This is a genomic window from Saccharothrix texasensis (assembly GCF_003752005.1).
GTDB lineage: Bacteria > Actinomycetota > Actinomycetes > Mycobacteriales > Pseudonocardiaceae > Actinosynnema > Actinosynnema texasense.
Window position 1 is genome coordinate 975,015 of the sequence record NZ_RJKM01000001.1, and the last position, 25,324, is coordinate 1,000,338.

Here is a 25,324-nt window from a genome sequence, read left to right on the forward strand (position 1 = left end):
ACGCCGGCCGGGTGCGGGAAAAGCAGTTCACCGATCCGGCCCGGTGCTGCTAGCTTCGGGGTGAACCGCTGACTGTGGAGGAAGCCATGGCTGCCCGGGACCTCACACCGGGCGACCGCGCCGAGGTCGTGTGACGACCTGGGGCCGCCCGGTGACATCGCTCTCACCAGCCGATGCACCGCAAGGAGCTTTCGCATGTCCGCATCACCTCCGTCCACCTGGTACGTGGACTTCTTCACCGAACTGCCCAACGAGTTCTGGCGGCGTGCCGTGCCACCGGAAGTCACCGTCGACGAGATCGACTTCGTCGAGCGGCGCCTCGGGCTCGCGCCGGGCTCGCTGATCCTGGACGTGCCGTGCGGCAGCGGCCGGCACAGCGTGGAACTCGCCAGGCGCGGGCACCGCGTGACCGGTGTCGACCTGTCCGCCGAAGCGATCGGGCACGCCAGGCGCGCCGCCGCCGGCCTCGAGGTCGAACTCGTCCGCGCCGACATGCGGGACATCCCGCGGGACAGCGGGTTCGACGCCGTGGTGTGCCTCGGCAACAGCTTCGGCTACCTCGAGCTCGACGGCCTGCGGGAGTTCGCCGCCGCGCTGGGCGGCGCCGTCCGGCCCGGCGGCGGCCTGGTCGTCGACTTCGCCTCGGCGGCCGAGTCGATCCTGCCCGGCTACCGGGCCGAGCCGCGAACCATGCGGACCGGCGACATCACCGTCCTCGCGACCGGCGAGTACGACGTCGCCGGGAGCCGGCTGCTCAGCCACTACCGGTTCACCCGCGGCGAGGAGAAGCTCGACGTGACCGCGATCCACCACGTGTACACCGTGGCGCAGATCGTCGACCTGCTGTCCGGCAACGGTTTCACCGACGTCGAGCTGTTCGGCGGCCCGGACGGCGGGCCCTACGAGGTCGGGAGCGGTCGACTCCTGCTCACCGCCCGCCGAACGTCCTGAGCGGGCGCTCCGGCCGGGGCGCCGCCCCGGCCGGAGCACACCCGCTTCGCCGCGCGCAGGCGGCGGCCGCCGCGCGTCCACCCGTCACGGTCCTCTTCGGACGGGACGTCTGCTCGTCGCGCTGCGCGTGGCAGGGCACCGGTTCCCGGGCCGGGCGCGGGGTCAGCCGTCCAGGTCGGTCAGTCCCGCGCGCGGCGCGCCGACCAGGGCGGCGAGGTTGCCCGACTCCTGGACGCCGTCCCGCATGTCCTGGTGCGCCGAGCCGATCTCCTCGAAGCCGTAGGTGTGCCCGAGGGCCGGGTCGACCAGGCCCGCGGCCACCAGGTCGACGACCGCGCGGCAGTCGCGGGGGTTGGCGAAGTGGCTGCCCTGGAAGCGCTTCTGCCTCATCCAGAGGATCCGCAGGTCGACATCGCCCATGTAGCCGCTCGTGGCGCCGCACAGCACCACCATCCCGCCCGGGGCGCAGACGTAGAGCGACGTGGGCAGGGTGTCGCGGCCCGGGTGCTCGAAGACGATCCGGGGTGACGCCTTCTCCCCCAGCAGGTCCCAGATGCGACGGCCGAACGCGCGCACGCCGCGCTGCCACCGCTCCAGCTCGGGCCCGCCCTCGGGCGTCGGCCCCCAGTGGTCGAACTCGGTGCGGTTGATGACGCCGACCGCGCCCATGCGCATGCAGTGCTTCTCCCGCTCCGCCGAGGACACCACGGCGATGGCCCGGCCGCCGAACTGGCGCACCAGCTGGCAGGCCATCGACCCGAGGCCGCCGGAGCCACCCCAGACGAGCACGGGGTCGCCGGGCTGGACGGTGTGCGGCGGCCAGCCCGCCAGCTGCCGGTAGGCGGTCGCGCCCGACAGCATGAAGCACGACGCCTCCTCCCACGTCAGCCGCGCGGGCTTGGGGTGGCACTGGAACTCGGCGACCAGGGTGAACTGGGCGAAGGAACCCCAGTTCAGCTCGTAGCCCCAGACCCGCTGGGTCGCGGAGAGCATGGGGTCGCGGCCGAGCCGGATCTCGGGGTCGTCCTCGTCCCAGCGGCAGCTGGACAGCGTGACCCGCTCGCCGACGCGCACGTGCCGCACGCCGTCACCCACCGCCCAGACCACACCCGCGCCCTCGGAGCCGCCGATGTGGTGGCCGGTGTCGTCGCCCTTGGCCTCCCGCATCCCGATGACGTCGACGGGGGTGCCGAGGGCGGCCCACACGTTGTTGTAGTTGATCCCCGCCGCCATGACGGCGACGAGCACGAAACCGGGCGGCACCTCCGGGACGTCGACGACCTCGGTCCGGAACGCCTCGCTCGGCGGGCCGTAGCGCTCGGGCCGGATGACCGAGGCGTACATGCGCCTGGGCACCACTCCCAGCGGGGGCAGGCTCCCCGGCTCGTACAGCGTGTCCGTCCGGGTCAAGGTCGCCGGCTGCGTGGCCATGGTCCCCCTCCAGGTCGTCGGGGAAGTCGCCCTCGACCGATTTCCCCCGACCCGATGCTAGTGACGGGTCAAGGCGCCGGACCGCATTGACCGGCGGGGGTTCGGGTAGCCGAACAGCGCGGTCCGGGCCGGTCCGCGGACCGGCCGGTCGAGTTCCCGGTTTTCCACAATTAAAAGAGTGGACGATCACTCGGCGCGCCCCTCGGGCCGGTGCGGAAAATATTCCCCACTGCCTGGAATAGTTCTCCGGGTCGACCCGGCCGTGGTGTTGACAGCGTTCGTCGGACGCTTTTAGCATCGGGTGACATCGGGGAGCTATGCGACTCGCTGGGGGACTTTTCGCAATGGCGCGGAGAATGGATTTCTGGGGTAGGGCGCGCTGTTGTCCGAAGAGACGGCCGGACACCGGACGGGTGTCGTCCCACCGCCTCGCGAGGCGCCGCGCGGCGCTCGTCGTGAACGAGCGGCGCCTCCCCTAGCCGGCACACACCCGGTGGTGCCACCCGCCGGTGACCACCTCCGGGCCTCGACGTGCCCGAGCGGCAGCAGCAGCCCACCAAGACCCGGAGGCGGCATGTCACTGGACGAGTACGCGCTGTCGGTCCTCGGACCCACGACGAACAAGGCGGGGTTCACCACGGACAGCTTCATCGCGCTCGGAGGCGACTCCCTGCGGGCGATGAGGCTGGCCGCCCTGGCCCAGGAAGGACTCGGCCTGCGGCTGTCGGTGGCGGACCTGCTGTCGTCGACGCCGCTGGGCAAGGTGCTCGCGAACACGGTCGCCGCGGCGCCCGCCCAGGCGTCCGCCGCCGTCGTCGAGCCCGCGACCCGGGCGTCCGCGCTGACGCCGACGCAGCGCGGCATGTGGCTGATCGAGAACGTGCTGGGCGGCTCGACCTACAACCTGGTCTTCACCTTCACCGTGGACACCGGGACGCTGGACCGGGAGGTCTTCGGGCGGGCGGTCGCGGCGGCCACCGCCCGGCACGCCTCCCTGCGCACGCTGCTGCGCGAGCGGGACGGCGAGGTCGTGCCGGTCGTGCTGGACGAGGTCGCGCCCGACGTCGTCGACATCGCGCACGACGGCCCGGACTTCGAGGAGTTCGTCCGCGCCACGGCCGCCGAGCACGGGCGCGTCCCCTTCGACCTCACCGCCGCGCCGCCGCTGCGCTACCTGTTCGTCGCCGGCGCGGCCGGGCGGCAGGCGGTCGTGCTGGTCGCGCACCACGTCCTGCTCGACGGGTGGGCCGTCGGCCTGCTGGCCGAGGAGGTCTTCGCCTCCTACCGGGCGCTGAAGGCGGGCGAGCCGCTGCCGTTCACCGAGGCCGCGCCGACCACGGAGTCGCTGCTGCGCCGCCACGAGCGCGACCGCGACAGCGGCGAGTGGGACCGCCTGGCCGACTTCTGGCTCGACCGGCTCGACGGCGCGCCCACCGTGCTGGAGGTGCCCACCGACCGGCCTCGCCCCGCCGTCCAGGACCCGGCGGGCGAACGCCTGCCGCTCGACCTGGGCGGTGAGCTGACGGCCCTGGTCGAGGACCGCGCCCGGGAGCTGGGCGTCACCCCGTTCGCCCTGCTGCTCGCCTCCTACGGCCTGGCGTTGAGCCGCTGGACGGGTGTCGGGCGGCTGCTGGTCGGCGTCTCCCTGTACGGGCGGGACACGGCCGAGCTGACGCGGCTCGTCGCCGTGGCGGGCAACCTGGTGCCGGTCCTGCTGGAGGTCGACGACGACGCGTCCGCGGTGGACTACCTGCGCTCGGTGCAGGAGTCCCTGGCGCTCAGCATCGAGGCGGGCGCGCTGCCGTTCGACGAGCTGGTCACCCGGCTCGGCCTGGAACGCGGGCTCGGCGCGCACCCGCTGGTGCAGGTCTCGTTCGGCATGCACGACCAGCTGGTGCCGCAGCGCATCGACGTCGGCGACGTCGGCCTCCGGGTGGAGGAGGGCCACGGCGGCGGCGCCCAGTTCGACCTGTCGCTGCTGTTCGGCCGGTCCCGGCCCGCGCTCGGCGCGCAGTTGGAGTTCGCGACGGCGCTGTGGGACGAAGCCGACGCGCGGGCGTTCCTCGCCGACTTCACCACCGCGGTGCGGGAGCTGGCCACGGCGGACGGCCGGTTGGAGGACCTGCGCTGCCTGTCCACCGAGCGGCGGGCCGCGCTCGACTCGCTCAACGGTCCCCGCCACGAGTTGCCCCTGGTCACCGCGGACGAGCTGGTCCGCCGGGCGGCCCGGCGCTCGCCGGACGCCGTGGCGGTGCGCGAGGACGACCTGGCGCTGACCTACGCGCAGCTCGTGGGAGCCGCGGCGGAGCAGGCGCGCCGGCTGCGCGAGCTGGGCGTCGGCCGCGGCGACCGGGTCCTGGTGGCGCTGGACCGGTCGATCGCGGAGGTCGTCGCCGTGCTCGGCGCGGCGTGGGCGGGCGCCGCGTACGTGGGTGTCGACCTGGCCCAACCCGAGTCGCAGGTCCGCCACATCGTGGCCAAGGCCGCGCCGAAAGCCGCCCTGGTCTCCTCCCCGGAGGCCGTCGCCCACCTCGGCGTGCCGACCTGCGCCACGTGGGAGCCGTCCTGGCGGCCCGCCACCGAGGAGCCCGCCGCGACCGGCCCCGACGACCTGGCCTACATCGCCTTCACGTCCGGGTCCACGGGTCTGCCCAAGGGCGTCGCGGTGCCGCACCGGGCGATCGTGCGGTTGGTGCACGAGCCCGACTTCGTCCGCTTCACCCCGGACGACCGGGTGCTGCGCCTGTCTCCCCTGGCGTTCGACGCCTCCACCCTGGAGCTGTGGGGTCCGCTGGCGGGCGGCGCGGCGCTGGAGGTCAACCCGCCGGGCCTGTCGTCCCCGACCGAGCTGGCCCAGTTCCTCCTCGACCGCGGCGTCACGGTGGCGTGGCTGACCGCCGGGTTGTTCCGGCTGGTCGAGGAGTTCGCGCCGGCCGGGTTCGGCGGCCTGCGGCAGCTGATCACCGGTGGTGACGTCGTGCCGCACGCCCACGTGGCGCGGGTGCTGGAGCGCCACCCGGGGATCGTCGTCACCAACGGCTACGGACCCACCGAGAACACCACGTTCACCGCCACCCACACGGTCACCTCGGCCGCGGAGGTGGACGGCCCCCTGCCCATCGGCACCCCGTTGCGGGGCACGCGCGTGCACGTGCTGGACCGGCGGCACCGGGTCGTGCCACCGGGCGCGGTCGGCGAGCTGTACGCGGCGGGCGACGGCCTGGCCGACGGCTACGTCGACGACGAGGCCGAGTCGGCGCGGGGCTTCGGCCACTTCTCCCCCGACGTCCCGGAGCGGCTCTACCGCACCGGCGACCTGGTCCGGATCGACCGCGCCGGGCGGCTGCGCTTCCTCGGGCGGCGTGACGACCAGGTCAAGCTGCGCGGGTACCGCATCGAGCTGTCGGCCATCGCCGACGTGCTGGCCGCCGACCCCCGGGTCCGCGACGCGGCCGTCGTGGTCACCGACGGCGACAGCGCGGACAAGCGGCTCGTCGCCGCGATCGTCCCGGCGGACCGCGCGGTCGGCACCGACGAGCTGCGCGACCTGGTCGCCGACCGGCTGCCCGCGTACATGGTGCCGAGCCTGTGGGCGGTGGTGGACCAGCTTCCGGTGACCAGGAACGGCAAGGTGGACCGCCGGGCGCTCACCGCCGTCGCGGCGCCCGCCGGGCAGCGGGTCGCGGCGCCCGAGCCGGACCCGCTCGGCGTGGCGCCCGACCTGTTCGCCCGCGTCCTCGACCGGCCCGTGGAGCTGACCGGGGACACCGACTTCTTCACCATCGGCGGCAACTCGATGGGCGCCGTGCGGCTGCTGCGGCTGGTCCGCGACGAGCTGGGGGTGTCCGTGCGGTTGCGGGACTTCCTCCTCGCGCCCACACCGGCGGGCCTGAACAGGCTCATCGCCGAGGCGGCGGGCTCGTGACCGGGTCGGTGCGCGACGACGTGCGCGGCCTGGCGTGGGACGACGGGCTGGAATGCTGGGTGGTGTCGGACCCCGCGCTGGCCCGCGTGGTGCTCAACCACCAGGGGTTCTCGTCCCAGACCTCCCAGCGGCTCGGCGAGCTGTACATGACGGAGGAGTCCCGGCGGGAGCACCGCGACCTGACCGAGTTCCTGCGGCTGTGGTTCGTGCACACCGACGGCGCGGAGCACGCCGCCCTGCGCAAGCCGGTGCAGCGCCTGTTCTCCGCCTCGCACACGCGGTCCATCGGCCCGCTCGTCGAGGCCGTCGTGGACGCCTGCCTGGACGACCTGGCCGCCGACCCCCGGCACGACGCCGTCCCGACCCTGGCCGAAGGCGTGTCGGGGCGGGTGATGGGGCGCATCGCGGGCGTCCCGCAGGAACCCCCCGTGCTGCACACGTGGTCCAAGACCTTGTCGGGTTTCATCGCCGCGATGTACCGGCGCGACCACGCCGAGGCCGCGCACCGCGTGATGCTGGAGATGACCGAGGCGCTGGCGGGCTCCCCCGCCCTGGCGGACTTCCCCCGCGACACCGCCGAGGACCGCGCCCGCACCACCGCGACGTGGGCGATGGTCCTGTTCGGCGGGCTGGAGACCACGGCGTCGCTGATCGGGTCGTGCCTGCTGGCCGTGCTGGAGGACCCGGCGCTGCGGGCGAGGGTCGCCGCGGACCGGCCGGGCGAGGTCGAGGCGCTGGTCGAGTCGGTGCTGGAGAAGCGCCCGCCGCTGCGCAACGTGGGCCGCGTGGTCGCGGCGGACTTCGAGTTCGAGGGCGAACGCCTGCGCGAGGGCGACCTGGTGCTGGTGTCGCTGGCCGGCGGCGGCCTGTTCGACGCCGACCTGGCCGACCTCGCGCCGGTGGCCGAGCGCGGTGACCGGCACCTGGTGTTCGGCCACGGGGTCCACTACTGCGTCGGCGCGCCGCTGGCCCGGCTGGAGGCGGCGACCGTGCTGCGGCGCTTCACCCGGCGGTTCCCCGGCGCCGCGCTCGCCGAGAACGCGGTCGAGTGGGGCCCGAACCTCGCCTACGTGGGTCTGGACCACCTGTTCCTCGACATCGGACCGGACCGGGCACCATGATCGACCTCTGACCGACGACCAGCACCACGAGGGAGCAACACCCGGATGAAGTACCGCGAGATCGGCACCGACCCGCAGCACCGCCGGAAGGTGAGCGTGCTCTCGTTAGGGGCCATGCTGTTCGGCACCGTCGTCGAGGAGGAGCGGGCGTTCGCCGTCCTGGACCGCTTCGTGGCGGCCGGCGGCACGTTCATCGACACCGCGAACAACTACGCGTTCTGGATCAACGGCACGCAGGGCGGTGAGAGCGAGGCCCTGCTCGCGCGGTGGCGGCGCAGCCGGGGCATCACCGACGAGGTGGTGATCGCCACCAAGCTCGCCGGCCGGCCGAAGACGCCGGGCCGCGACTTCTACAACCTCGAAGGCCTGGCACCCGAGGTGATCCGGGCGTCGTCGGCGCGCAGCCGCGAGACGCTCGGCGTGGAGCGGTTGGACGTGCTGTACGCGCACGGCGACGACATGACCGTGCCCCAACCGGACGTCGTGGAGGCGTTCGCCGGGCTGGTCCAGGACGGCACGGTCGGCATGATCGGCGTCAGCAACCACTGGTCGTGGCGGCTGGAGCGGTGGCGGGCCACCGCCGAGGCCCGCGGCCTGCCGAGCTTCGGGGTCATCCAGTACCACCACACCTACCTGCGGCCCCGCAACGACGTGCCGGGCCGGCGGTCGGCGGACGGCGACCAGGGGCTGTTCAGCGCCGAGCTGATCACCTACCTGCGCGACCACCCCGACCTCACGCTGGTGGCGTACACGCCGCTGCTGTCCGGCGCCTACGTGCGCGAGGACCGGCCGCTGGGCGAGCTGCACGACCACGCCGGCACCAAGGCCCGCCTCCAGGCGCTGCGCGAGGTCATCCGGGAGACCGGGGCGACCGCGAACCAGGTGGTGCTGTCCTGGATGATCGGCGGCGACCTGCCGGTGATCCCGCTGGTCGGCGCGTCCTCGGTGGCGCAGATCGACGAGAGCCTGGAAGCGGTCGACCTCGAGCTCACCGCCGATCAGCGCGCGCTGCTCGACGCCGCGCACTGACCCCGGCGCTCACCTCGGCCCGGCCAGGGTGGCGGCGATGACGTCGAGGACGCGCGCCACCCCGGCCTGGTCGAAGAAGTGGCCGCCGGGCACCACCTCCAGCTCGAAGGACCCGGTGGTCTCCTCGCGCCACGCCGCCATCCGCTCCCCCGACGCCTCGCCGTCGTCGGCGCCCGCGAACGCGCGCAGCGGCACGTCCAGCGGGGGCCGCGCCGGGGCCCCGGACGTGGCCACCGCGGTCAGGTCGGCGCGCAGCGCGGGCAGGAACAGCTCCAGCAGGTCCGGCCGCTCGAACACGATCGGCGGCGTGCCGCCCAGGTCGCGCAGGTAGGCGATCAGGCCCTCGTCCGGCTCGTCCCACCCGCGCACTTCGGAGCGCAGCGCGGGCGCCGCGCTGGAGGCCACGAACAACGCGCGCGGACCGGGGCGGGCGCGGGCGCGCAACGCGTGCGCCAGCGCCAGCGCGACCCGCGCGCCCATGCTGTGGCCGTAGCAGGCGAACGGCTCGTCCAGCAGCGGGTCGAGCACGTCCAGCAGCTCCTCGACCAGCGGACCCATGCGGACGTGCGGCGGCTCGTCCAGGCGGGTGTCGCGGCCGGGCAGCTGCACGGCCACCGTCGCCACGTCCGCCGGCAGCCGGTCCGGCCAGTCCCGGAACATCGCGGCGTTGCCGCCCGCGTAGTGGAAGCACAGCAGCCGCACGCGGGTGGTGGCCGGGGTCCCGTAGTGGCGCAGCGCCCGCTGCCGGCGGACCGCCAGGTCAGCCACGGCGCTTCGCGGTGATCGGGACGTGCTTGTAGCCGGACACGAAGTTGGACACCAGGCGCTCGGGCGTGCCGGCGGCCTCGAAGTCCTGGTAGCGGCCCAGCAGCTCCTCGAACAGGATGCGCAGCGTGACGCGCGCCACGCTGTGCCCGACGCAGTAGTGGGGTCCGATGCCGAACGCGAGGTGCTTGTTCGGCTTGCGGCGGAGGTCGAACGTCTCGGAGTCCGGGAACTCGCTCTCGTCCCGGTTGGCCGCGCCCAGCCACACCACGACGGCGTCACCGGCCGCGATGCGCGTGTTGCGCACCTCGACGTCCTGGGTGGCGTAGCGCAGCATGTGGTTCACCGGCGAGGCCCAGCGCAGCGCCTCCTCGACGGCGGTGGCGCCCACCTCCGGGTCGGCGGCCCACTGCGGCAGCACGTCGGAGTCGATGAACTCGGCCATCACGAAGTTCGGCGCGTGCGGAGTGGTGACGTTCGCGCCGAGCAGCAGGCTGTAGCAGTTGGACACGATCTCGCTCGACGACATGTGCCTGCCCTCGAACCGGGTGTTGATCAGCACGCTGATCAGGTCGTCGCCCGTGTGGTCGCGGCGGAACCGCACCAGGTCCTGGAAGTAGGCGAACAGCTCGCGGTGCGCCATGTGCAGGGTCGCGGCCCGGCTGCCCTCGTCCTGGTACTCGGGGTCGTCGGCGGCGATGCAGATCGTGGTGAGCCTGCTCAGCCACGACCAGTCCTCGGGCGGCAGGCCCATCATGGTGCCGGTGACGGACATCGGCATCGCCAGCATCGCCTGTCCGAAGTCGAACACGCCCCCGTCGCCGATCGGCGAGATCAGGTCGCCGACCAGCGAGCGGATCATGTCGCGCTGCCGGTCCACGGCCTGCACGGCCAGCGCCTTCTTCAGCCGGGCCTGCATGATCGTGTGCCGTGGCGGGTCGGTGACCGCGAGCTGCTGGCCGCCCGCCGGGTCGTCCATGCCGAGCAGTTCGAGCATGGTGCCGCGCTCGGAGGTGAACAACGACGTGTTGCGCAGGACGTGGTCGGTCTCGGTGAAGTGGACCACGGACCAGAACCCGCGCTCGTCGTCGACCTGCGACCAGCTCAGCGTGTCCTGGGCGCGCAGCTCTCGCCAGATCGCGTGCGCGTCGCCATCGCTGTACAGGTGGGGGTCGACCAGATCGGTGTCACCCGCGTGCACCGGGCATCCGGGAACGGGTGCGTCATGGACGGTCATGGCCGGTGTCCTCATCGGGTCGGGGAGCGAGCCGTCCGGCAGACTCCTGGTCGGTGGGCAGGCGGCACGCGGTGGTCGCGGGCACGCCGCCGGCCGGGTTCCCGGCCGGCTGAGCCGCCGGTTCGGAATCCCGCTGGTAATTAACTGTTGACGTCGGCGTGAATTACTCGGTCGAACTGCCGCACATCGGCCCGGCGCGGTCGACGAACGACCTACCGGACATTGCGGCAGGTACCGCACACCCGCGCTGGGCAGGCATCGGTCACATTGTCGGAGCCGTCGAGTGCTCCGGAACTCCCCAGTCCCCGTGCCGGGGTCCGACATGTGTCGAACCCATCGGTAAGGCAGTCAAGCACCATGTTCGCGAAATCGTCAACCACCTCCCGGCCGGGTCCCACGATGCGAATGTCCAAATAGGACGAAAAATGTCGAAGACGACGTCTTGACGGAACCGGGGACCGGTCCTACGGTGCGAATAAGCCCACGAAAGCAAAGTGGCCGGCCGTCGAGCCCGAAGTCATTCGTCATCAGGTGGAATTAACAGGGGGAAGTCATGCGATCGGTGTCGAATGCGCGCGCCCCGTTCCGCACCGCGCGGACGTGGGCCGAGCGCGTCGATGCGTAGGCCTCGTCCCGGGCACGACGCCTGGCACCCGGCTACGCCCACCCAGCAGGGCATCTGGATCCTGGACCGGATCGAGCGCCTGCGTCCCACCTACCTGTTGCCCAGCGTCCTGGAGTTCACCGGGCCGGTGGACCACGCGGTCCTGACGACCGCGGTCCGCCGGGCGTTGGGCCGCCATCCCGCGTTGCGCTCCCGGTTCCGGCTGGACGCCGCCGCGCGTCGCGTCGACTACCGCACGGACGGGCCCGCGCCCGAGGTCGGGTTCACCGACGCGGTCGCCGACGACTGGTCGCCCGAGGAGGTCGAGCGGCTGGTCGAGGCGCTCTGCTACACCCCGTTCGAGCTGGCCGAGGAGGCGCCGGCCCGGGCCGAGGTGATCCGCCTCGACGACCGCACCCTGCTCGTGCTGACCGTGCACCACATCGTGTTCGACGGGGTCTCCCGGCAGCTCCTGGTGGACGAGATCGGCGTCACCTACTCGGCGTTGGCCCGCGGCGTCGAGCCGGAGCTGCCCACCCCGCCGCACCCGGCCGAGTTCCTGGACCGCCCGGACGACGACGCCGGGTTCGCCGAACGGGTGGCGGGCGTGGTGGAGCGGCTGCGCGGCGCCCCGACCACGGTGGACCTGCCCTACGACGGCGACCCGGACGACCCCGAGCTGTCGATGGTCGGCGCCACCGCGTCGACCGTCCTGGACGAGGATGTGACCGAGTCCGTGCTGGCGGTCGCCGCGCAGGAGGGCTGCACCGCGTTCATGACCGGGGTGGCGCTGCTGGCCGGCACGTTCGCCCGCACCACCGGGCAGACCGACTTCCTGTTCTCGGTCGTCTGGCCCGGCCGCGACGACCCGGCCGCCGCCGACGTGATCGGCATGTTCATGACCACGTTGGTGCTGCGGGTCCGGCTCGACGGTGGCACCACGTGGCGCGAGCTGCTGCGCACCGCGCGGATCGGCGGCATGGAGGCGTTCATCGACTCGGACGTGCCGCTGGACGCGATCGCCGCCGCGCTCGACGGCGACCGCGACATGGCCCGGCCGCCGCTGAGCCCGGTGCTGGTCAACCTGGCCGAGGCGCCGGCGCCGCTGGTGCTCGCCCCCGGCGTGGTGGGCCGCTTCCAGCCGCTGAGCCCGGAGTACAGCAAGTGGGACCTGGCGCTGTTCGTCCGCGTGGACGACGCCTCCGGGCGCGACCGCCTCGAGCTGTCCCTCAACCACCCGGCCGCGCTGTTCACCGCGGCCACCACCACCGAACTCCTGGCCGCCCTGCGCAGCAGCGCGGCCGACCTCGCTCGCGACCCGGAGGACATCGTGCAGAACCAGCCGCCCGCGGACAAGATCGACCTCAACGACCCCGCCGCGCGCCTGGACCTGGTGCGGTCCATCTGGCGCGAGGTCCTCGACACACCCGAGGTCGCCGACGACGTCAGCTTCTTCGACGCCGGCGGCGACTCGCTGCGGCTGGTGATCCTGGTCGAGCGGCTCAGCCAGGCGTCCGGGCGGATGCTGCGGACCGTCGACCTGTTCCGCGCCGGGACCGTGCGCGGGCAGGCCGACCTGCTGGCCGGCCCCTCCGACACCACCACCGCGGCCCGCGGCACCAGCCGTGAGCGCCTGCTGGGCGCGGTCCGCGAACGCCGCACCGGCGACCAACGGCGCTGATCGCGCCGGACGGGAGGGGACGAGGTGACCGACAACCAGGTGATCGACAACCAGGTGACCGACACCGAGAACGCGGTCGCGGTCGTCGGGATGGCGTGCCGCTACCCCGGCGCCGGGAACGTCGAGGAGTTCTGGGAGCTGCTGCGCGACGGCGTCGAGGGCATCACGCGGTTCGACGTCGAGGACCTCGTGCGGAACAAGGGCGCCGACCCGGTCGAGGTGCGGCAGCCGAACTTCGTGCCCGCCAAGGGCGTCATGGCCGACTCCGCGAAGTTCGACTGGTCCTTCTTCGGGTACAGCCGCTCCGAGGCCTCGGGCATCGACCCGCAGCAACGGGTGTTCCTGGAGACCGCGGCGACCGCGCTGGACGACGCCGGCCTCGACCCGACCCGGTTCGACGGCTGGATCGGCGTGTACGCGGGCGCGGACCGCACCCACACCGACAGCGGCCGCGACCTCAGCCCGCTGGAGCGGTTGATCGGGCTGGAGAAGGACCACGTGGCCACCCGCGTCGCGTACAAGCTCGGGCTGCGCGGACCGGCGGTGACCGTGCAGACCTCGTGCTCCACGTCGCTGGTCGCCATCCACATGGCCGTGCAGAGCCTGCTGAACCGGGAGTGCGACGCGGCGCTGGCGGGCGGTGTCGCCGTGGCGCCCGAGGGCGAGTGGGGCTACTGGCACGAGCCGGGCGGCCCGCTGTCCTCCGACGGGCGCACCCGGCCGTTCGACGCGCACGCCACCGGCACCGTGCCCAGCGAGGGCGTCGGGGTGGTCGTGCTCAAGCGGCTGGCCGACGCGCTGCAGGACGGCGACCGGATCGCGGCGGTGGTGCTCGGCTCGGCGCTGAACAACGACGGCGCGGACAAGATGGGCTACACCACGCCGTCCATCCCCGGGCAGCGCGACGTCATCCTGTACGCGCAGAAGCTCGCCGGGGTCAACGCGGCCGACATCGACTACGTCGAGGCGCACGGCACGGCCACCCCCATCGGCGACCCGGTCGAGGTGCAAGCCCTGACCGAGGCCTTCCGGGCGTCCACCGCCGAGAACGGCTACTGCCTGCTGGGCGGGGTCAAGGGCAACATCGGGCACACCAGCGCCGCGGCCGGCGTGGCCGCGTTCATCAAGACCACGTTGATGCTGGAGCGCGGCGAGCTGGTGCCCAGCCTGCACTTCGACGCGCCGAACCCGTTGCTGGAGCTGGAGAGCACGCCGTTCCGGGTGTGCACCGAGCACGCGCCGTGGCCCGACCGCGGCACGCGGCTGGCGGCGGTCAGCTCGTTCGGCGTGGGCGGCACGAACGCGCACGTGGTGCTCCAGGGCCCGCCGGCGCGACAGCCCGAGGCGTCGAGTCCGGGCGGAACGGTGCTGGCGCTGTCCGCGGCCTCCCCGGAAGCCCTGGGGAAGCTGCGCGCCGACCTGGCCGGCGTGCTGCGCCGCGATCCCGCGCCGGACCTGGCGGCGGTGGCGCGCACCCTCGCCGAACGCCGGGTGCACCGGCACCGGCAGGCGTTCGCGGTGTCCGATCCCGCGCACGCCGCCGAGCAGCTGGCCGCCGCGGGCGACCCGACCGGGTCGCGCCCCCTGGGCAAGGTGGCGTTCCTGTTCCCCGGTCACGGCACGCTGCGGTACAACGCGGGCGCGGGCGCCTACCGGTTGCTGCCCGGTTTCCGCGACCGGTTCGACGAGCTCCGCGAAGCGGTGCTGGAGCGGTGCGGCGTCGACCTGTCGCCGGTGGTGGCGCCAACCCACGGCGGTCCGGAGTGGTTCGACGACGGTGTGAACCAGCAACTCGGCCTGTTCGCCCTCGGCTACGCGCTGGGCAGGCAGCTGATGGACTGGGGCATCACCCCGGTCGGCATGTTCGGCAACAGCATCGGCGAGTTCGCCCCCGCCGCGCTGGCCGGGGTGTGGTCGCCCGCCGACGCGGCCGTCCTGGTCCACGAGCGGGCGCGGGCGACGTGGGCGGTGGGGCCGCCCGGTCGCATGGTCGCGGTGAGCGGCACCGCCGAGGAGGTGCTCGGCAGGCTCGGCCCGGACAGCGCGGTCGAGGTGTCGATGATCAGCCGGGGCGGCGTGGTGCTGTCCGGGCCGCAGTCCGATGTGGACGCCGTGCTGGCCGGGGACGCGTTGGTGGGCTTGGACCTGCGAGTGCTGGCGGTGGACCGACCGGGTCACTGCTCCGCCCTCGCGCCGGTCGCGGAGATCCTGCGCGGCGTCGTCGCGAACACCCCGGCGAAGCCCGCGGCGCTGCCGCTGGTGTCCGACACCACCGGCACCTGGGCCGACCCCGCGGCGGTGACCGAACCGGAGTACTGGGCGGCGCAGCTGACCCGGCCCGTGCTGCTCGACGCCGGGGTGGCGACGCTGCTGGACGCGGGCGTCGACACGTTCCTGGAGCTGGGGCCCGGCTCCACCATGCTGGGCACGGTGCGCTGGAACGGGCGCTGGGACGGCACCGGCACCGCGTTGCCGCTGCTCGGCCGAGCCGAGGACGGCGAGCTGGGTGTGCTGCGGGCGCTGGGCGCGCTGTGGGAGCGCGGGTTCGACGTGCTGGGCGGGACCGCCCTCGCGCCGCCCCCGGGCGCCGAGCCGCCGCTGCGCCTGTCGTTGCCTCCGCACCCGTTCCTGGGTGAGAACCCCGTGGGCGACCGGACCGCGCGGGTCGCGCACCGCAAGCGCGAGCACCGGGCGACGTCCGGCGACACCGGGTCCCTGCGGGCGGCGCTGGAACGGCTGTGGGCCACGGCGCTGGACCGCCCGCCCGCCTCGGACGCGGACCACTTCTACGCGCAGGGCGGCGAGTCGCTGATGGCGTTGTCCATGATGAGCCGACTGCGCGAGCAGACCGGGGTCGTGGTGTCGCTGGCGGAGTTCTCCCGCGAGCCCACGTTCGGCCGCCTGCTGGAGCTGGCCGAGCGCGACCGGCCGGCGGCGCCGGCGCCCCGGCTGCCGGTGAGCGCCGCGAGGTTGCGCGAAGGCTCGGGCCGTCCCCTGTTCCTGGCCGCCGACGCGGCCGGCACCGCGGTCAGCTACCAGGCCCTGGCCGACCGGCTCGACGTGGACCGCCCCGTGTACGGGCTGGAGGTCGACCCGGAGGACCGCACGCACCGGTCCCTGGCCCGGATCGCCGCGCAGCACGTCGACGCGGTGCTCGCCGTCCAGCCCGAGGGGCCGTACACCCTCGGCGGTTGGTCGTTCGGCGCGGTGGTCGCGCACGAGATGGCCCGCCTGCTCATCGCGCGCGGGGCGGAGGTGGACGTGCTGCTGTGCATCGACGCGTTCATCCCCGGCCGGCGCGGCCTGCCCGTCGGGCTCGACCCGGAGTTCCTGTACAGCCACGCGTTCTTCCAGGTGGCCGGGGCGTTCAACCTGGGCGAGGTCGGCAGGCGGATGCGCCACAACCCCGCGCTGCGCAGGATCTTCCTGGACAAGGCGCGGGTGCTGGCGCCCTACCGACCGCGTGCGGTGCACTGCCCGGCCGTCGTGTTCAAAGTGGACGTGGACGCGCGGGCCGCGGACCGGCTCTCAGCCCGGCTGGCCCCGCTGTACGGCGGCGGGGTGCGCGTCCGGCCGGTGCCGGGCAACCACTGGTCGGTGTTGACCGAGCCGCACGTGCGGCGGCTCGCCGAGGAACTGATCACCACGTTGGCCGGCGTCGAGCCGGTGCGGAATGAGGTCGTCGATGTCCGCTGAACCGCGCGAGCGCGACACAGCCACGCAGGACCTGGTGCTCGACGCGGACCCGCCCGCGGTGTCGTCCGGTCCGGACCCGGTCCCGCCCGCCGCGGCGGAGTCCGCGTCCGAGGAGCAGGCCCCGGAGCGGCCGCTGATCAAGAACCGGGACTTCCAGGCGCTGTGGAGCAGCGAGGCGTTCGCCGCGGTGGCCAAGGAGACCGCGGAGATCGCCTACCCGCTGCTGATCCTGGCCACCACCGGGTCCGCGCTGTACGCGGGCGTGGTCGGCTCGGCGCAGCTGATCACGGCGAGCGTGATGTCCATCCCGGGCGGCACGCTCGCGGACCGGGTCGACCGCCGGCTGCTGCTGGCCGGCTGCAACCTGGTCCGGGTCCTGCTGCTGGCGCTGTTCAGCGTGCTGATCTTCACCGAGAACACCAACATGCCGATCATCTTCGCCATCGCGGTGACGTCGGCGGTCTGCTTCGGGCTGTCGCAGCCCGCGGGGATGGCCGCGATCAAGGCGCTGGTGCCGCCGTCCCAGCTGACCCAGGCCACGGCGCAGAACCAGATCCGGTACTTCGGCGCGACCGTGGCCGGACCGCCGATCGGCGGCGCGCTGTTCGCGGTGGCGCGGGCCTTCCCGTACCTGGCGGCGGCGCTGTCGTTCCTGATCTCCACCGCGCTCCTGCTGCTGGTGCGCAAACCGATGCAGAGCGAGGAGAGCCGGGCCGCCAAGGAGAAGGGCGGCACGGCCGAGGGCTTCCGGTTCCTGTTCAAGCAGCCGATCCTGCGCCCGCTGATCATCTGGATCATGGGCTCGAACATGGCGTTCACCCACTCCGGTGTGTTCCTCGCGCTGATCGCGACCGCGCAGGGCCGAGGCGCGTCGGAGTCGTTCATCGGCGCCACCCTCGCCGTGGCGGGTCTCGGCGGGCTGTTCGGCTCGCTGATCGCCGGGTGGGTGTTCAGGAAGTTCAAGCCGTCGACGATCGTGCTCTACGGCGCGTGGATCGGCCCGGTGGTGGCGATCCTGCTGGCGATCACCCCCGGGGTGGTCCCACTGGGGATCATCGTGACCCTCGTGTTCATCCGCGGCCCGATCATCAGCACCCTGTTCCTGTCCTACCTCGCCGCCGTCGCCCCGGACAAGGTCCAGGGACGCGTGCTGGGCGCGGTGTTCTTCATGTCCATGAGCGCGGCGCCGATCGGTGTCTTCCTGGTCGGCCTGGTGTTCGACCTGGCCGGCTCGACGTGGGTGTTCATCACGATGTGCGTGATCTCGGGCGTGGCCGCGCTGCCCACCCTGACCAAGCGCATCCGCACCCTGCCCGCACCGGAAACCGTCGCCGTCTGACCGTCGGAGGAGAAGCAATGAGCACCGAAGCGCAGCCGGGCGTGGACTACGAATCGCTCCCTCCGGAGTTCTTCACCGAGCCGACCTACCCCAACGACCACGCCGACAACGCGCGGCTGCGGTCGAAGTGCCCGGTGCACCGGGTCGACCACCCGATCGGCGCCGAGGCGTACGTCGTCATGGACTACGAGACGGTGGCCGCCTCGTTCAGCGACCCGCGGCTGTCCAAGAGCGTGGACAATGCGCCGGCGTGGTGGCAGGAGCTGCTGAAGGACTCCAGCCCGACCCTCATCCGCAACATGCTCACCGCGGACGCCCCTAGGCACACCCGGCTGCGCAAGCTCGTGGCGCAGGCGTTCACGCCCCGCAAGATGAGGGCGCTGCGGCCGAAGATCCAGGAGACCGCCGACGACCTGATCGACGCCTTCGCCGACGGCCGGGCCGACCTGTTCGACGAGTTCGCGATCGCCCTGCCGCTCAAGGTGATCTGCGAGTTCCTCGGCGTCCCGTTCGAGGACCGGGACAAGCTGCACGAGTGGGGTCTGCTGCTCAGCGGCGCGCCGTACGCGACCGAGGAGGAGAACCGCAGGCTGAAGTGGGCCAGCGACAGCATCGAGGAGTACCTGAAGGACCTGCTGGCCGCGCGGCGCGCCGAGGAGCTGGGCGACGACCTGGTCAGCACGCTCATCCGCGCCGCCGACGAGGACGACCGGTTCACCAACGACGAGCTGGTGTCCACGCTCATCCTGCTGATCAACGCCGGGCACAAGACGACCGCCTACACCATCAGCAACGGCATGGAGGCGCTGTTCGCCAACCCCGACCAGCTCGAGCTGCTGCGCGAGGACCCGGGCCTCGCGCCCGGCGCGGTCGAGGAGTTCCTGCGCTACCAGCCGCCCGTCTACCGCGGCACGCTGCGCGTGGCGCTCGAGGACATGGAGCTGGCCGGCGTGCCGATCGGCAAGGAGTCGTTCGTGCACCTGATGATCAGCTCCGCGAACCGCGACCCGGAGGTGTTCGAGGACCCGGACCGGCTGGACATCACCCGCACCGGCAGCCGGCACTTCGCCTTCGGCCACGGCGCGCACTTCTGCCCGGGCTCGCCGCTGTCCCGCCTGGAGGGCGAGATCGCGTTCAACACCCTGCTGCGCCGGCTGCCGGACATCACGCTCGCGGTGCCGCGCGAGGAGCTGCCCTGGCTCTACGACAACTCGGTCGGGCGCGGCGTCACCAGCCTCCCGATCACCTACACCACTAAGCTGCCCCGCTAGTCCAGCAGCGCACAACCCTTGGAGCACCACATGACCCACACCCCCGTCACCCTGATCACCGGCGGCGGCAGCGGCATCGGCGCGGCGACCGCGCGGCAGCTGCTCGGCAAGGGGCAGCGGGTGGCCGTCCTCGGACGCGGTCGCGACCGGCTCGACCGGTTCGCGAAGGAGCTCGGCGAGCCCGCCGAGCTGCTGACGATCCAGGGCGACACCGGGGACTGGGACGCCGTCCAATCGGCGGTGGCCACCACGCTGGAGCGGTTCGGCCGGCTGGACGCGGCGGTCGCCAACGCGGGCTGGGCCACCCACGACGACATCGCGGAGGGCGACCCGGCCGGCTGGCGGGAGATGGTCCTGACCAACGTGCTGGGCCCCGCCCTGCTCATCCGCGCCGCGCTGGCGGCGCTGAAGGAGAGCAAGGGGCGGATCGTGCTGGTCGGCAGCGTCGCCGGGCACGTGCACTCGGCGGGCAACATCTACGGCATCACGAAGTGGGCGGTGACCGGTCTCGCGGAGAACACCCGCCGGCAGGTCACCGCCGACGGCGTCGGCGTCACGCTGGTGTCGCCCGGCCGCACCGAGACGCCGTTCTGGGACGAGTTCGGCTCGCTGCCCGACGGCAACCTCCTGTCCGCGGACCAGGTGGCCGACTCGATCGTGTTCGCGCTGACCCAGCCCGCGACCGTGGACGTCAACACCATCATCGTCAGGCCCATCGGCCAACCCGTCTGATCAAGGGAGCCAGCAGTGAAGACCGGACTGGTGTGCCTGCCGTTCGCCGGGGCGGGAGCCTCGTTCTTCCACCCGTGGTCCGCCCACGCGGGCGACCGGCTGGTCGTCGTGCCGCTGCAGCTGCCCGGTCGGGAGCGGCGCATCGACGCCGAGCCCTACCGGGACGCCCTGGTCGCCGCGGACGAGCTGCTGCCCGACCTGGAGCGGCAGCTCGACGGCCTGACCGACGTGGTCCTGTTCGGGCACAGCCTGGGCGCGGTCCTCGCCTACGAGCTGGCGCACCGGGTGCTCGCGCACCCGGACCTGGTGCTGCGCCACCTGTTCGTCAGCGGGTCGCCCGAGCCGCACACGCAGCGGCCCCGGCGCGCCACCGGTCTGCCGGACGACGAGTTCCTGGGCCGGGTGTCGGAGTTCGCCGGGTTCGAGCACGAAGCGCTGCAGGACCCGGAGATGCGCGAGCTGATCCTGCCGACGCTGCGCGCCGACGTGGAGATGCACGAGAACTACCGGCCGAGCACGACCGACCGGCTGGCCGCCCCGATCACGTCGCTGCGCGGGTCGGACGACGCGCTGGTCACCGCGGCCGAGGCGGCCCGCTGGTCGGAGGTCGCCGGGGCCGGGTTCGAGTACGTGGAGGTGCCCGGCGGCCACATGTACCTGACCGGGTCGGCGCCCGAGCTGCTCAAGCTGATCGACGCCGCGGTCTAGGGGGCCACGATGCGGTTGACCGGGAAGGTCGTCGTGATCACCGGGGCGGCCCGCGGCATCGGCCGGGCGGCCTCGGTCGCCTGCGCCGCCGAGGGCGCGGACCTGGTGCTGCTGGACGTGTGCGCGGACCTGCTGGGCGTGCCGTACCCACTGGGGTCGGCCAGCCAGCTCGAGCACACCGCGGCGCTGTGCCGGGACCGGGGCGCGTCGGCGCTCACGGTGAAGGCGGACGTGCGCGACCGCACCTCGGTGCGGGACGCCGTGGCCCTGGCCGGCGACCGCTACGGGCGGATCGACGTGGTGGTGAACAACGCGGGCATCGCCGCGCCCTCGGGCAAGGCGGTGCACGAGATCACCGAGGACGAGTGGTCGCTGATGCTGGACGTCGACCTGTCCGGGGCGTGGCGGGTGATCCGCGAGGTCGGCCGGGCCATGAGCGACCAGCGCTCGGGCAGCATCGTGAACATCGCCTCCACCGCCGGGCTGGTCGGCTACCGGCACTTCGCCGGGTACGTGGCCGCGAAGCACGGGCTGATCGGGCTGACCAAGGCCGCCGCGCTGGACCTCGCGCCGATGAAGGTGCGGGTGAACGCGGTGTGCCCGGGCAACGTGCGGGACGACCCCGAGGCCGAGGGCCGGATGCTGCGGGAGATCGCCCGCGCGCTGGACGTCCCGGCGGAGGAGCACGTGGCGGCCTTCACCGAGTCCCAGCCGATGAACCGGCTGGTCGAACCGGCCGACGTGGCGGGCGCCGTGGTGTTCCTCGCGTCGGACGACTCGGCGCAGGTGACCGGCTCGGTGCTCACCGTCGACGGCGGCTTCACCGCGCACTGACCACCACCGACCAGGAGGACACGTGTTGCCAGGCGCCCGATGCCACTCGCTGCGGGTCCGGCTCACCGCCGGGGTGTCGACGTCACCCCCGCAGCCCCGGCTGTGGGTGGAGGACGTGCCGGCCCGGTCGACCGAGCCGATCGCGCGACGGCGGCTCACGACCGAGCTGAACCGCGCGGTGACCGACCTGCGGTGCACCCTGCTGCGCTACCGGGACGGGCTCGCCGACCTGGTGCTGGTGGCGGACCGGGGGTTCCTGGACGCGGCCGGGCTGCGTGCCGCGGCGGCCGGGTTCACCGGGGCGGACCCGGTCGAGCCCGCCTGGGCCGACGTGGCGGCGGTCGACGTGGCGGCGGTCGAGGCGGCCGGGGTGCCGGACTGGGCCGCGGCGCCCGACGTGGTGGGGCCCGGCTCGGCCGAGCTCGTCCTGCCGCTCGACGAAGGAGGGGACGAGGACAGCTGGCGCACCGCGCTGGCGACCGCGCTGGTGCGCTACGCCTCGGTCGACTCCCCCGGCTGGGCGGTCGTCGGCACCGGGCGGGGCGCGGTGCGGGTGACCCCGGGCGGCGCCGCGGAACCGGTCGCCGACCCGGCCGCGGCCGGGTTGTTCGTGTCGCGCGAGGACTTCGGCGCGGACGAGTACCTGCCGTTCCTGGCCCCGCCGCTGCCGTTGACGTTCTCGGTGTGGCGGCAGGGCGGCGCGACGCGGCTGCGCTGCGACCACCAGGGCGGACGGATCTCGCCGGCGCAGGTCGAGCAGTTCACCCGTCACCTGGCGCACGTGCACCGCCAGGTGACGGCGGGCGTCGCCCCGGGCGCGGTGGAGCTGCTGGACGCCGGGGAACGCGACCGGGTGGCCGCGCTCGGCCTCCCGGAGCTCGCGCTCGACACCACGCCGACGACGATCGACGCGGCGTTCCGCGCGGTGGCGGCCCGCACGCCCGACCGGGTGGCGCTGACCGACGGCGACGTGCGGCTGACCTACCGCGAGCTGGACGAGCGCTCCCAGGCCGTGGCCGGCGGGCTGCGCGCGCTGGGCGTGGCCGACGGCGACCGGGTCGGGGTGTGCCTGGAGCGCACCGCCGAGCTGGTGGTCGTCCTCCTGGGCGTGCTCAAGGCGGGCGCCACCTACGTGCCCACCGACCCGGCCTACCCGGCCGAACGACTGGCCTACACCGCGCGCGACGCCGACCTCAGGCTGGTCGTCACCCGGCTGCCCGGGTTCACCGGCGCGGCGGACACCGTGCCCGTGACGCCGGACGAGGTGGTCGCGGCCGGGTCCGGGCCCTTCGCCACGACCGCGACGCCCGACGACGCCGCGTACGTCATCTACACCTCCGGGTCGACCGGCCGGCCCAAGGGCGTGGTGGTGCCGCACCGCAACGTGATCGCGCTCGTGGACGCGACCCGTCCGGAGTTCCGGCTCGGCACCCCGGACGTGTGGACGCTGTTCCACTCCAGCGCGTTCGACTTCTCGGTGTGGGAGATCTGGGGCTGCCTGCTCACCGGCGGCCGGCTCGTGGTGGTGCCCTACTCGGTCTCCCGCGACCCGGTCGCGTTCCGCGACCTGCTCGCCGCCGAGCAGGTCACCGTGCTCAGCCAGACGCCGTCGGCGCTCGCGCAGCTGCTGGACGTGCGGCACCACGACCTGGTCGTGCGGTTGGTCGTGCTCGGCGGCGAGCCGCTGGACGCGGGGGTGCTGCTGCCGTGGTTCGACGCGCACCCCGAGTCGGCGTGCCGGGTGGTGAACATGTTCGGCATCACCGAGACCACCGTGCACGTCACGCACCGGACGGTCACCCGGCGGGACGCCCTGACCGGGTCGCGGTCCGTGGGGCCGCCCCTGCCCGGCTGGCACCTGTACGTGGTGGACCCGGACGGTCGGCTGCTGCCGCCGGGCGTGGCCGGGGAGATCCTGGTCGGCGGGGTCGGGGTGGCGGCCGGTTACCTCGCCCAGGACGACCTGACCGCGCAGCGGTTCACCCCCGACCCCGTGCGGCCGGGCAGCCCGGTCTACCACTCCGGGGACCTGGGCCGGCTGCGGCCCGACGGCGCGCTGGAGCACCTGGGGCGCATCGACAGCCAGGTGAAGGTGCGCGGGTTCCGGATCGAGCTGGACGAGATCCGCGCCGTGCTGGTGGAGGACCCGGCCGTGCGGGCGGCGGCCGTGGTGGTCCGCCGGGACGACCCGAACGACGCGGCCACCGCCCGGATCGACGCGTACGTGGTGCTGACCGAGGACGCGGGCGGGACCTCGGGCGTGCGCAAGCGGGCCGCCGGGATCCTGCCCGACTACATGGTGCCGAGCACCGTGACCGCCCTCGGCTCGCTGCCGCTGACCACCAACGGCAAGTTGGACGCGGCGAAGCTGCCGCCACCGGTGGCCGCGGTGGCGAAGCCGGTCGAGGCGCCCACCGGGAACGACGACCTCGCCACCAGGCTGCGCGAGCTGTGGGGCGCGGTGCTGGGCGTGCCGGTGGGGCTGGACGACGACTTCTTCGAGCTGGGCGGCAACTCGCTGTTCGCGGTGCGCATCGGGGCGCGGATGAGGGAAGGCGGTCTGCCGCCGCTGCAACTGCGCGAGCTGTACCGCCACCCGACGATCCGCTCGGTGGTCACCGCCCTCGGCGACCAGGGCCACTGAGCCGGCGCCACCGCACGAGGCCCACCACCGGCGCACGTCCCCTCGACCGCGACGACCGGTCGGAAAGGCGTTCACCACTGCCGTCGGGGTGCGCGTCGACGCCCTGCCAGGTAAGCGCTTTCCCTCTCTGGCACTCGATCGATTCACTCACATGTTAACGCTAACTCCGCCCTGGGTCACCTGCCGACCGGACGGGGTCCGTTCCTCCCGGATGGCAACCCTAGCACAGGAGTGTGAGCTACGTCACTTTCTGTTAGCGCTCTCAACCAGGGCGCCGCGAACGCCGTCCACAGTGGACCAGACAACCGCTCCGCCGGCGCGCCGACGTATTATGATCCACCGATGGTCACCATCGCCGACGTCGCCCGAGCGGCGGGAGTCTCGCCCAGCACCGTCTCGTACGTGCTGTCCGGCAAGCGCTCGATCTCGGAGACGACCCGGCGCCGCGTGCACCACAGCATCCGCGCGCTCGGCTACCGGCCGAACGCGGGGGCGCGGGCCTTGGCGAGCAGCCGCACGAACGTGCTCGCCCTGGTCGTGCCGCTGCGCGCCGACCTGAACGTCCCCGTGGTCATGCAGTTCGTCGCGGCCACGGTCACCGCGGCCCGCTCCCACGACCACGACGTGCTGCTGCTGACCGCGGACGAGGGCGCGGAAGGGCTGCACCGGGTGGTGGCCTCCTCCCTCGCCGACGCGATCATCGTGATGGACGTCGAGGCGGCCGAACCCCGCGTGCCGGTGCTGCGCGAGCTGAGCCGGCCCGCGGTGCTGATCGGCGTGCCGGACGACCCCCACGCGCTCACCTGCGTCGACCTCGACTTCACCGCCGCCGGGTCGGACTGCGTGCACCACCTCGCCGACCTCGGTCACCGCGACGTCGCCCTCATCGGCCCCTCCCCCGCCGTCTACCAGCGCGGCACGAGCTACGCGGGCCGCTTCCTCAGCGGCTTCCGGCGGACCGCCGCGAGCCGCGGCGTCGAGGCCGCCGCGCTGGCCTGCGTGCCGACCTACGACGGCCTGCGGGAGTGCCTGGACGGCCTGCTGGCCGGTCACCGCCCCGTCACCGGCCTGGTGGTGCACAACGAGGCCATCCTCGGCCCGCTGCTGTCGGAGCTGGCCCGGCGGGGCCTGGTCGTCCCGCGCGACCTCTCGGTGCTGGCGGTCTGCCCGCCGGACGTGGCGCAGGCGCAGGCCGTGCCGCTGTCCTCGATCGACCTGCCGGCCGTCGAACTCGGGCGGCTGGCCGTCGAGCTGGCGATGCGCCGGCTCGACGGCCCCGCCGAACCCGAGGTCCGGTTGCTGCCGCCCCGGCTGACGGTTCGCGGCAGCACCGGTCCGGTGGTTGCCTAGGGTCAC

General features: G+C 73.5%; 16 protein-coding genes. 13 read left to right on the top strand and 3 right to left on the bottom strand.

Features of this window, described 5'->3' with window-relative positions:
* Positions 1-195 precede the first annotated feature (195 nt).
* Entirely contained in the window at positions 196-951 is a 756-nt protein-coding gene (locus EDD40_RS03995; RefSeq protein ID WP_123741697.1) for an SAM-dependent methyltransferase, read from the top strand.
* Positions 952-1,113: 162 nt separating this feature from the next.
* On the opposite strand, the gene ccrA is transcribed toward EDD40_RS03995, so the two are convergent.
* Entirely contained in the window at positions 1,114-2,382 is a 1,269-nt protein-coding gene (gene ccrA / locus EDD40_RS04000) for a crotonyl-CoA carboxylase/reductase (RefSeq protein ID WP_201440881.1), read from the bottom strand.
* Positions 2,383-2,956: 574 nt separating this feature from the next.
* Here ccrA and EDD40_RS04005 point away from each other — a divergent pair.
* From EDD40_RS04005 to EDD40_RS04015, 3 genes are read left to right on the top strand one after another with little or no spacing between them, the layout of a single operon-like run.
* Positions 2,957-6,307 (top strand): non-ribosomal peptide synthetase, encoded by a 3,351-nt coding sequence (locus EDD40_RS04005; protein ID WP_123741698.1) that lies wholly within the window; start codon positions 2,957-2,959, stop codon positions 6,305-6,307.
* Positions 6,304-7,428, top strand: coding sequence for a cytochrome P450 family protein (locus EDD40_RS04010; protein ID WP_123741699.1), 1,125 nt, complete (start codon positions 6,304-6,306; stop codon positions 7,426-7,428). Before EDD40_RS04005 ends, EDD40_RS04010 begins: the two co-directional genes overlap by 4 nt.
* A 45-nt stretch (positions 7,429-7,473) precedes the next feature.
* Positions 7,474-8,457 (top strand): aldo/keto reductase, encoded by a 984-nt coding sequence (locus EDD40_RS04015; protein ID WP_123741700.1) that lies wholly within the window; start codon positions 7,474-7,476, stop codon positions 8,455-8,457.
* Between the two features lie 9 nt (positions 8,458-8,466).
* Here EDD40_RS04015 and EDD40_RS04020 read toward each other — a convergent pair whose 3' ends face one another.
* Both EDD40_RS04020 and EDD40_RS04025 read right to left on the bottom strand, forming a co-directional pair.
* Positions 8,467-9,225, bottom strand: coding sequence for a thioesterase II family protein (locus tag EDD40_RS04020; RefSeq protein ID WP_236595050.1), 759 nt, complete (start codon positions 9,223-9,225; stop codon positions 8,467-8,469).
* The gene (locus EDD40_RS04025) at positions 9,218-10,459 is read right to left on the bottom strand and encodes a cytochrome P450 (protein WP_123741701.1); all 1,242 of its coding nucleotides are present in this window, start codon (positions 10,457-10,459) and stop codon (positions 9,218-9,220) included. The genes EDD40_RS04020 and EDD40_RS04025 overlap by 8 nt, the downstream gene beginning before the upstream one ends.
* Positions 10,460-11,076: 617 nt before the next feature.
* On the opposite strand from EDD40_RS04025, the gene EDD40_RS04030 reads away from it, so the two are divergent.
* The 9 genes from EDD40_RS04030 to EDD40_RS04070 all read left to right on the top strand — a co-directional run bounded on the left by EDD40_RS04030 (position 11,077) and on the right by EDD40_RS04070 (position 25,318).
* Positions 11,077-12,744 carry a condensation domain-containing protein gene (locus tag EDD40_RS04030; protein WP_123741702.1) on the top strand — a complete coding sequence of 556 codons (1,668 nt, stop codon included), beginning with the start codon at positions 11,077-11,079 and terminating at the stop codon, positions 12,742-12,744.
* A 24-nt stretch (positions 12,745-12,768) separates the two neighbouring features.
* Complete coding sequence (locus EDD40_RS04035; RefSeq protein ID WP_246037393.1) at positions 12,769-16,440, top strand: type I polyketide synthase; 3,672 nt, start codon at positions 12,769-12,771, stop codon at positions 16,438-16,440.
* On the top strand, positions 16,430-17,779 hold the full coding sequence (locus EDD40_RS04040) for an MFS transporter (RefSeq protein ID WP_123741703.1): 1,350 nt from the start codon (positions 16,430-16,432) through the stop codon (positions 17,777-17,779). The genes EDD40_RS04035 and EDD40_RS04040 overlap by 11 nt, the downstream gene beginning before the upstream one ends.
* Positions 17,780-17,796: 17 nt before the next feature.
* On the top strand, positions 17,797-19,050 hold the full coding sequence (locus tag EDD40_RS04045) for a cytochrome P450 family protein (RefSeq protein ID WP_123741704.1): 1,254 nt from the start codon (positions 17,797-17,799) through the stop codon (positions 19,048-19,050).
* Between the two features lie 30 nt (positions 19,051-19,080).
* On the top strand, positions 19,081-19,782 hold the full coding sequence (locus EDD40_RS04050) for an SDR family oxidoreductase (RefSeq protein WP_123741705.1): 702 nt from the start codon (positions 19,081-19,083) through the stop codon (positions 19,780-19,782).
* Between the two features lie 15 nt (positions 19,783-19,797).
* Complete coding sequence (locus EDD40_RS04055; RefSeq protein ID WP_123741706.1) at positions 19,798-20,490, top strand: thioesterase II family protein; 693 nt, start codon at positions 19,798-19,800, stop codon at positions 20,488-20,490.
* A 9-nt stretch (positions 20,491-20,499) separates the two neighbouring features.
* The gene (locus tag EDD40_RS04060; RefSeq protein ID WP_123741707.1) at positions 20,500-21,324 is read left to right on the top strand and encodes an SDR family oxidoreductase; all 825 of its coding nucleotides are present in this window, start codon (positions 20,500-20,502) and stop codon (positions 21,322-21,324) included.
* A gap of 25 nt (positions 21,325-21,349) precedes the next feature.
* A complete protein-coding gene (locus tag EDD40_RS04065; RefSeq protein ID WP_211348077.1) occupies positions 21,350-23,968 on the top strand; it encodes a non-ribosomal peptide synthetase in 2,619 nt (872 codons plus the stop codon).
* Positions 23,969-24,310: 342 nt separating this feature from the next.
* The gene (locus tag EDD40_RS04070) at positions 24,311-25,318 is read left to right on the top strand and encodes a LacI family DNA-binding transcriptional regulator (RefSeq protein WP_123741708.1); all 1,008 of its coding nucleotides are present in this window, start codon (positions 24,311-24,313) and stop codon (positions 25,316-25,318) included.
* Positions 25,319-25,324 lie beyond the last annotated feature (6 nt).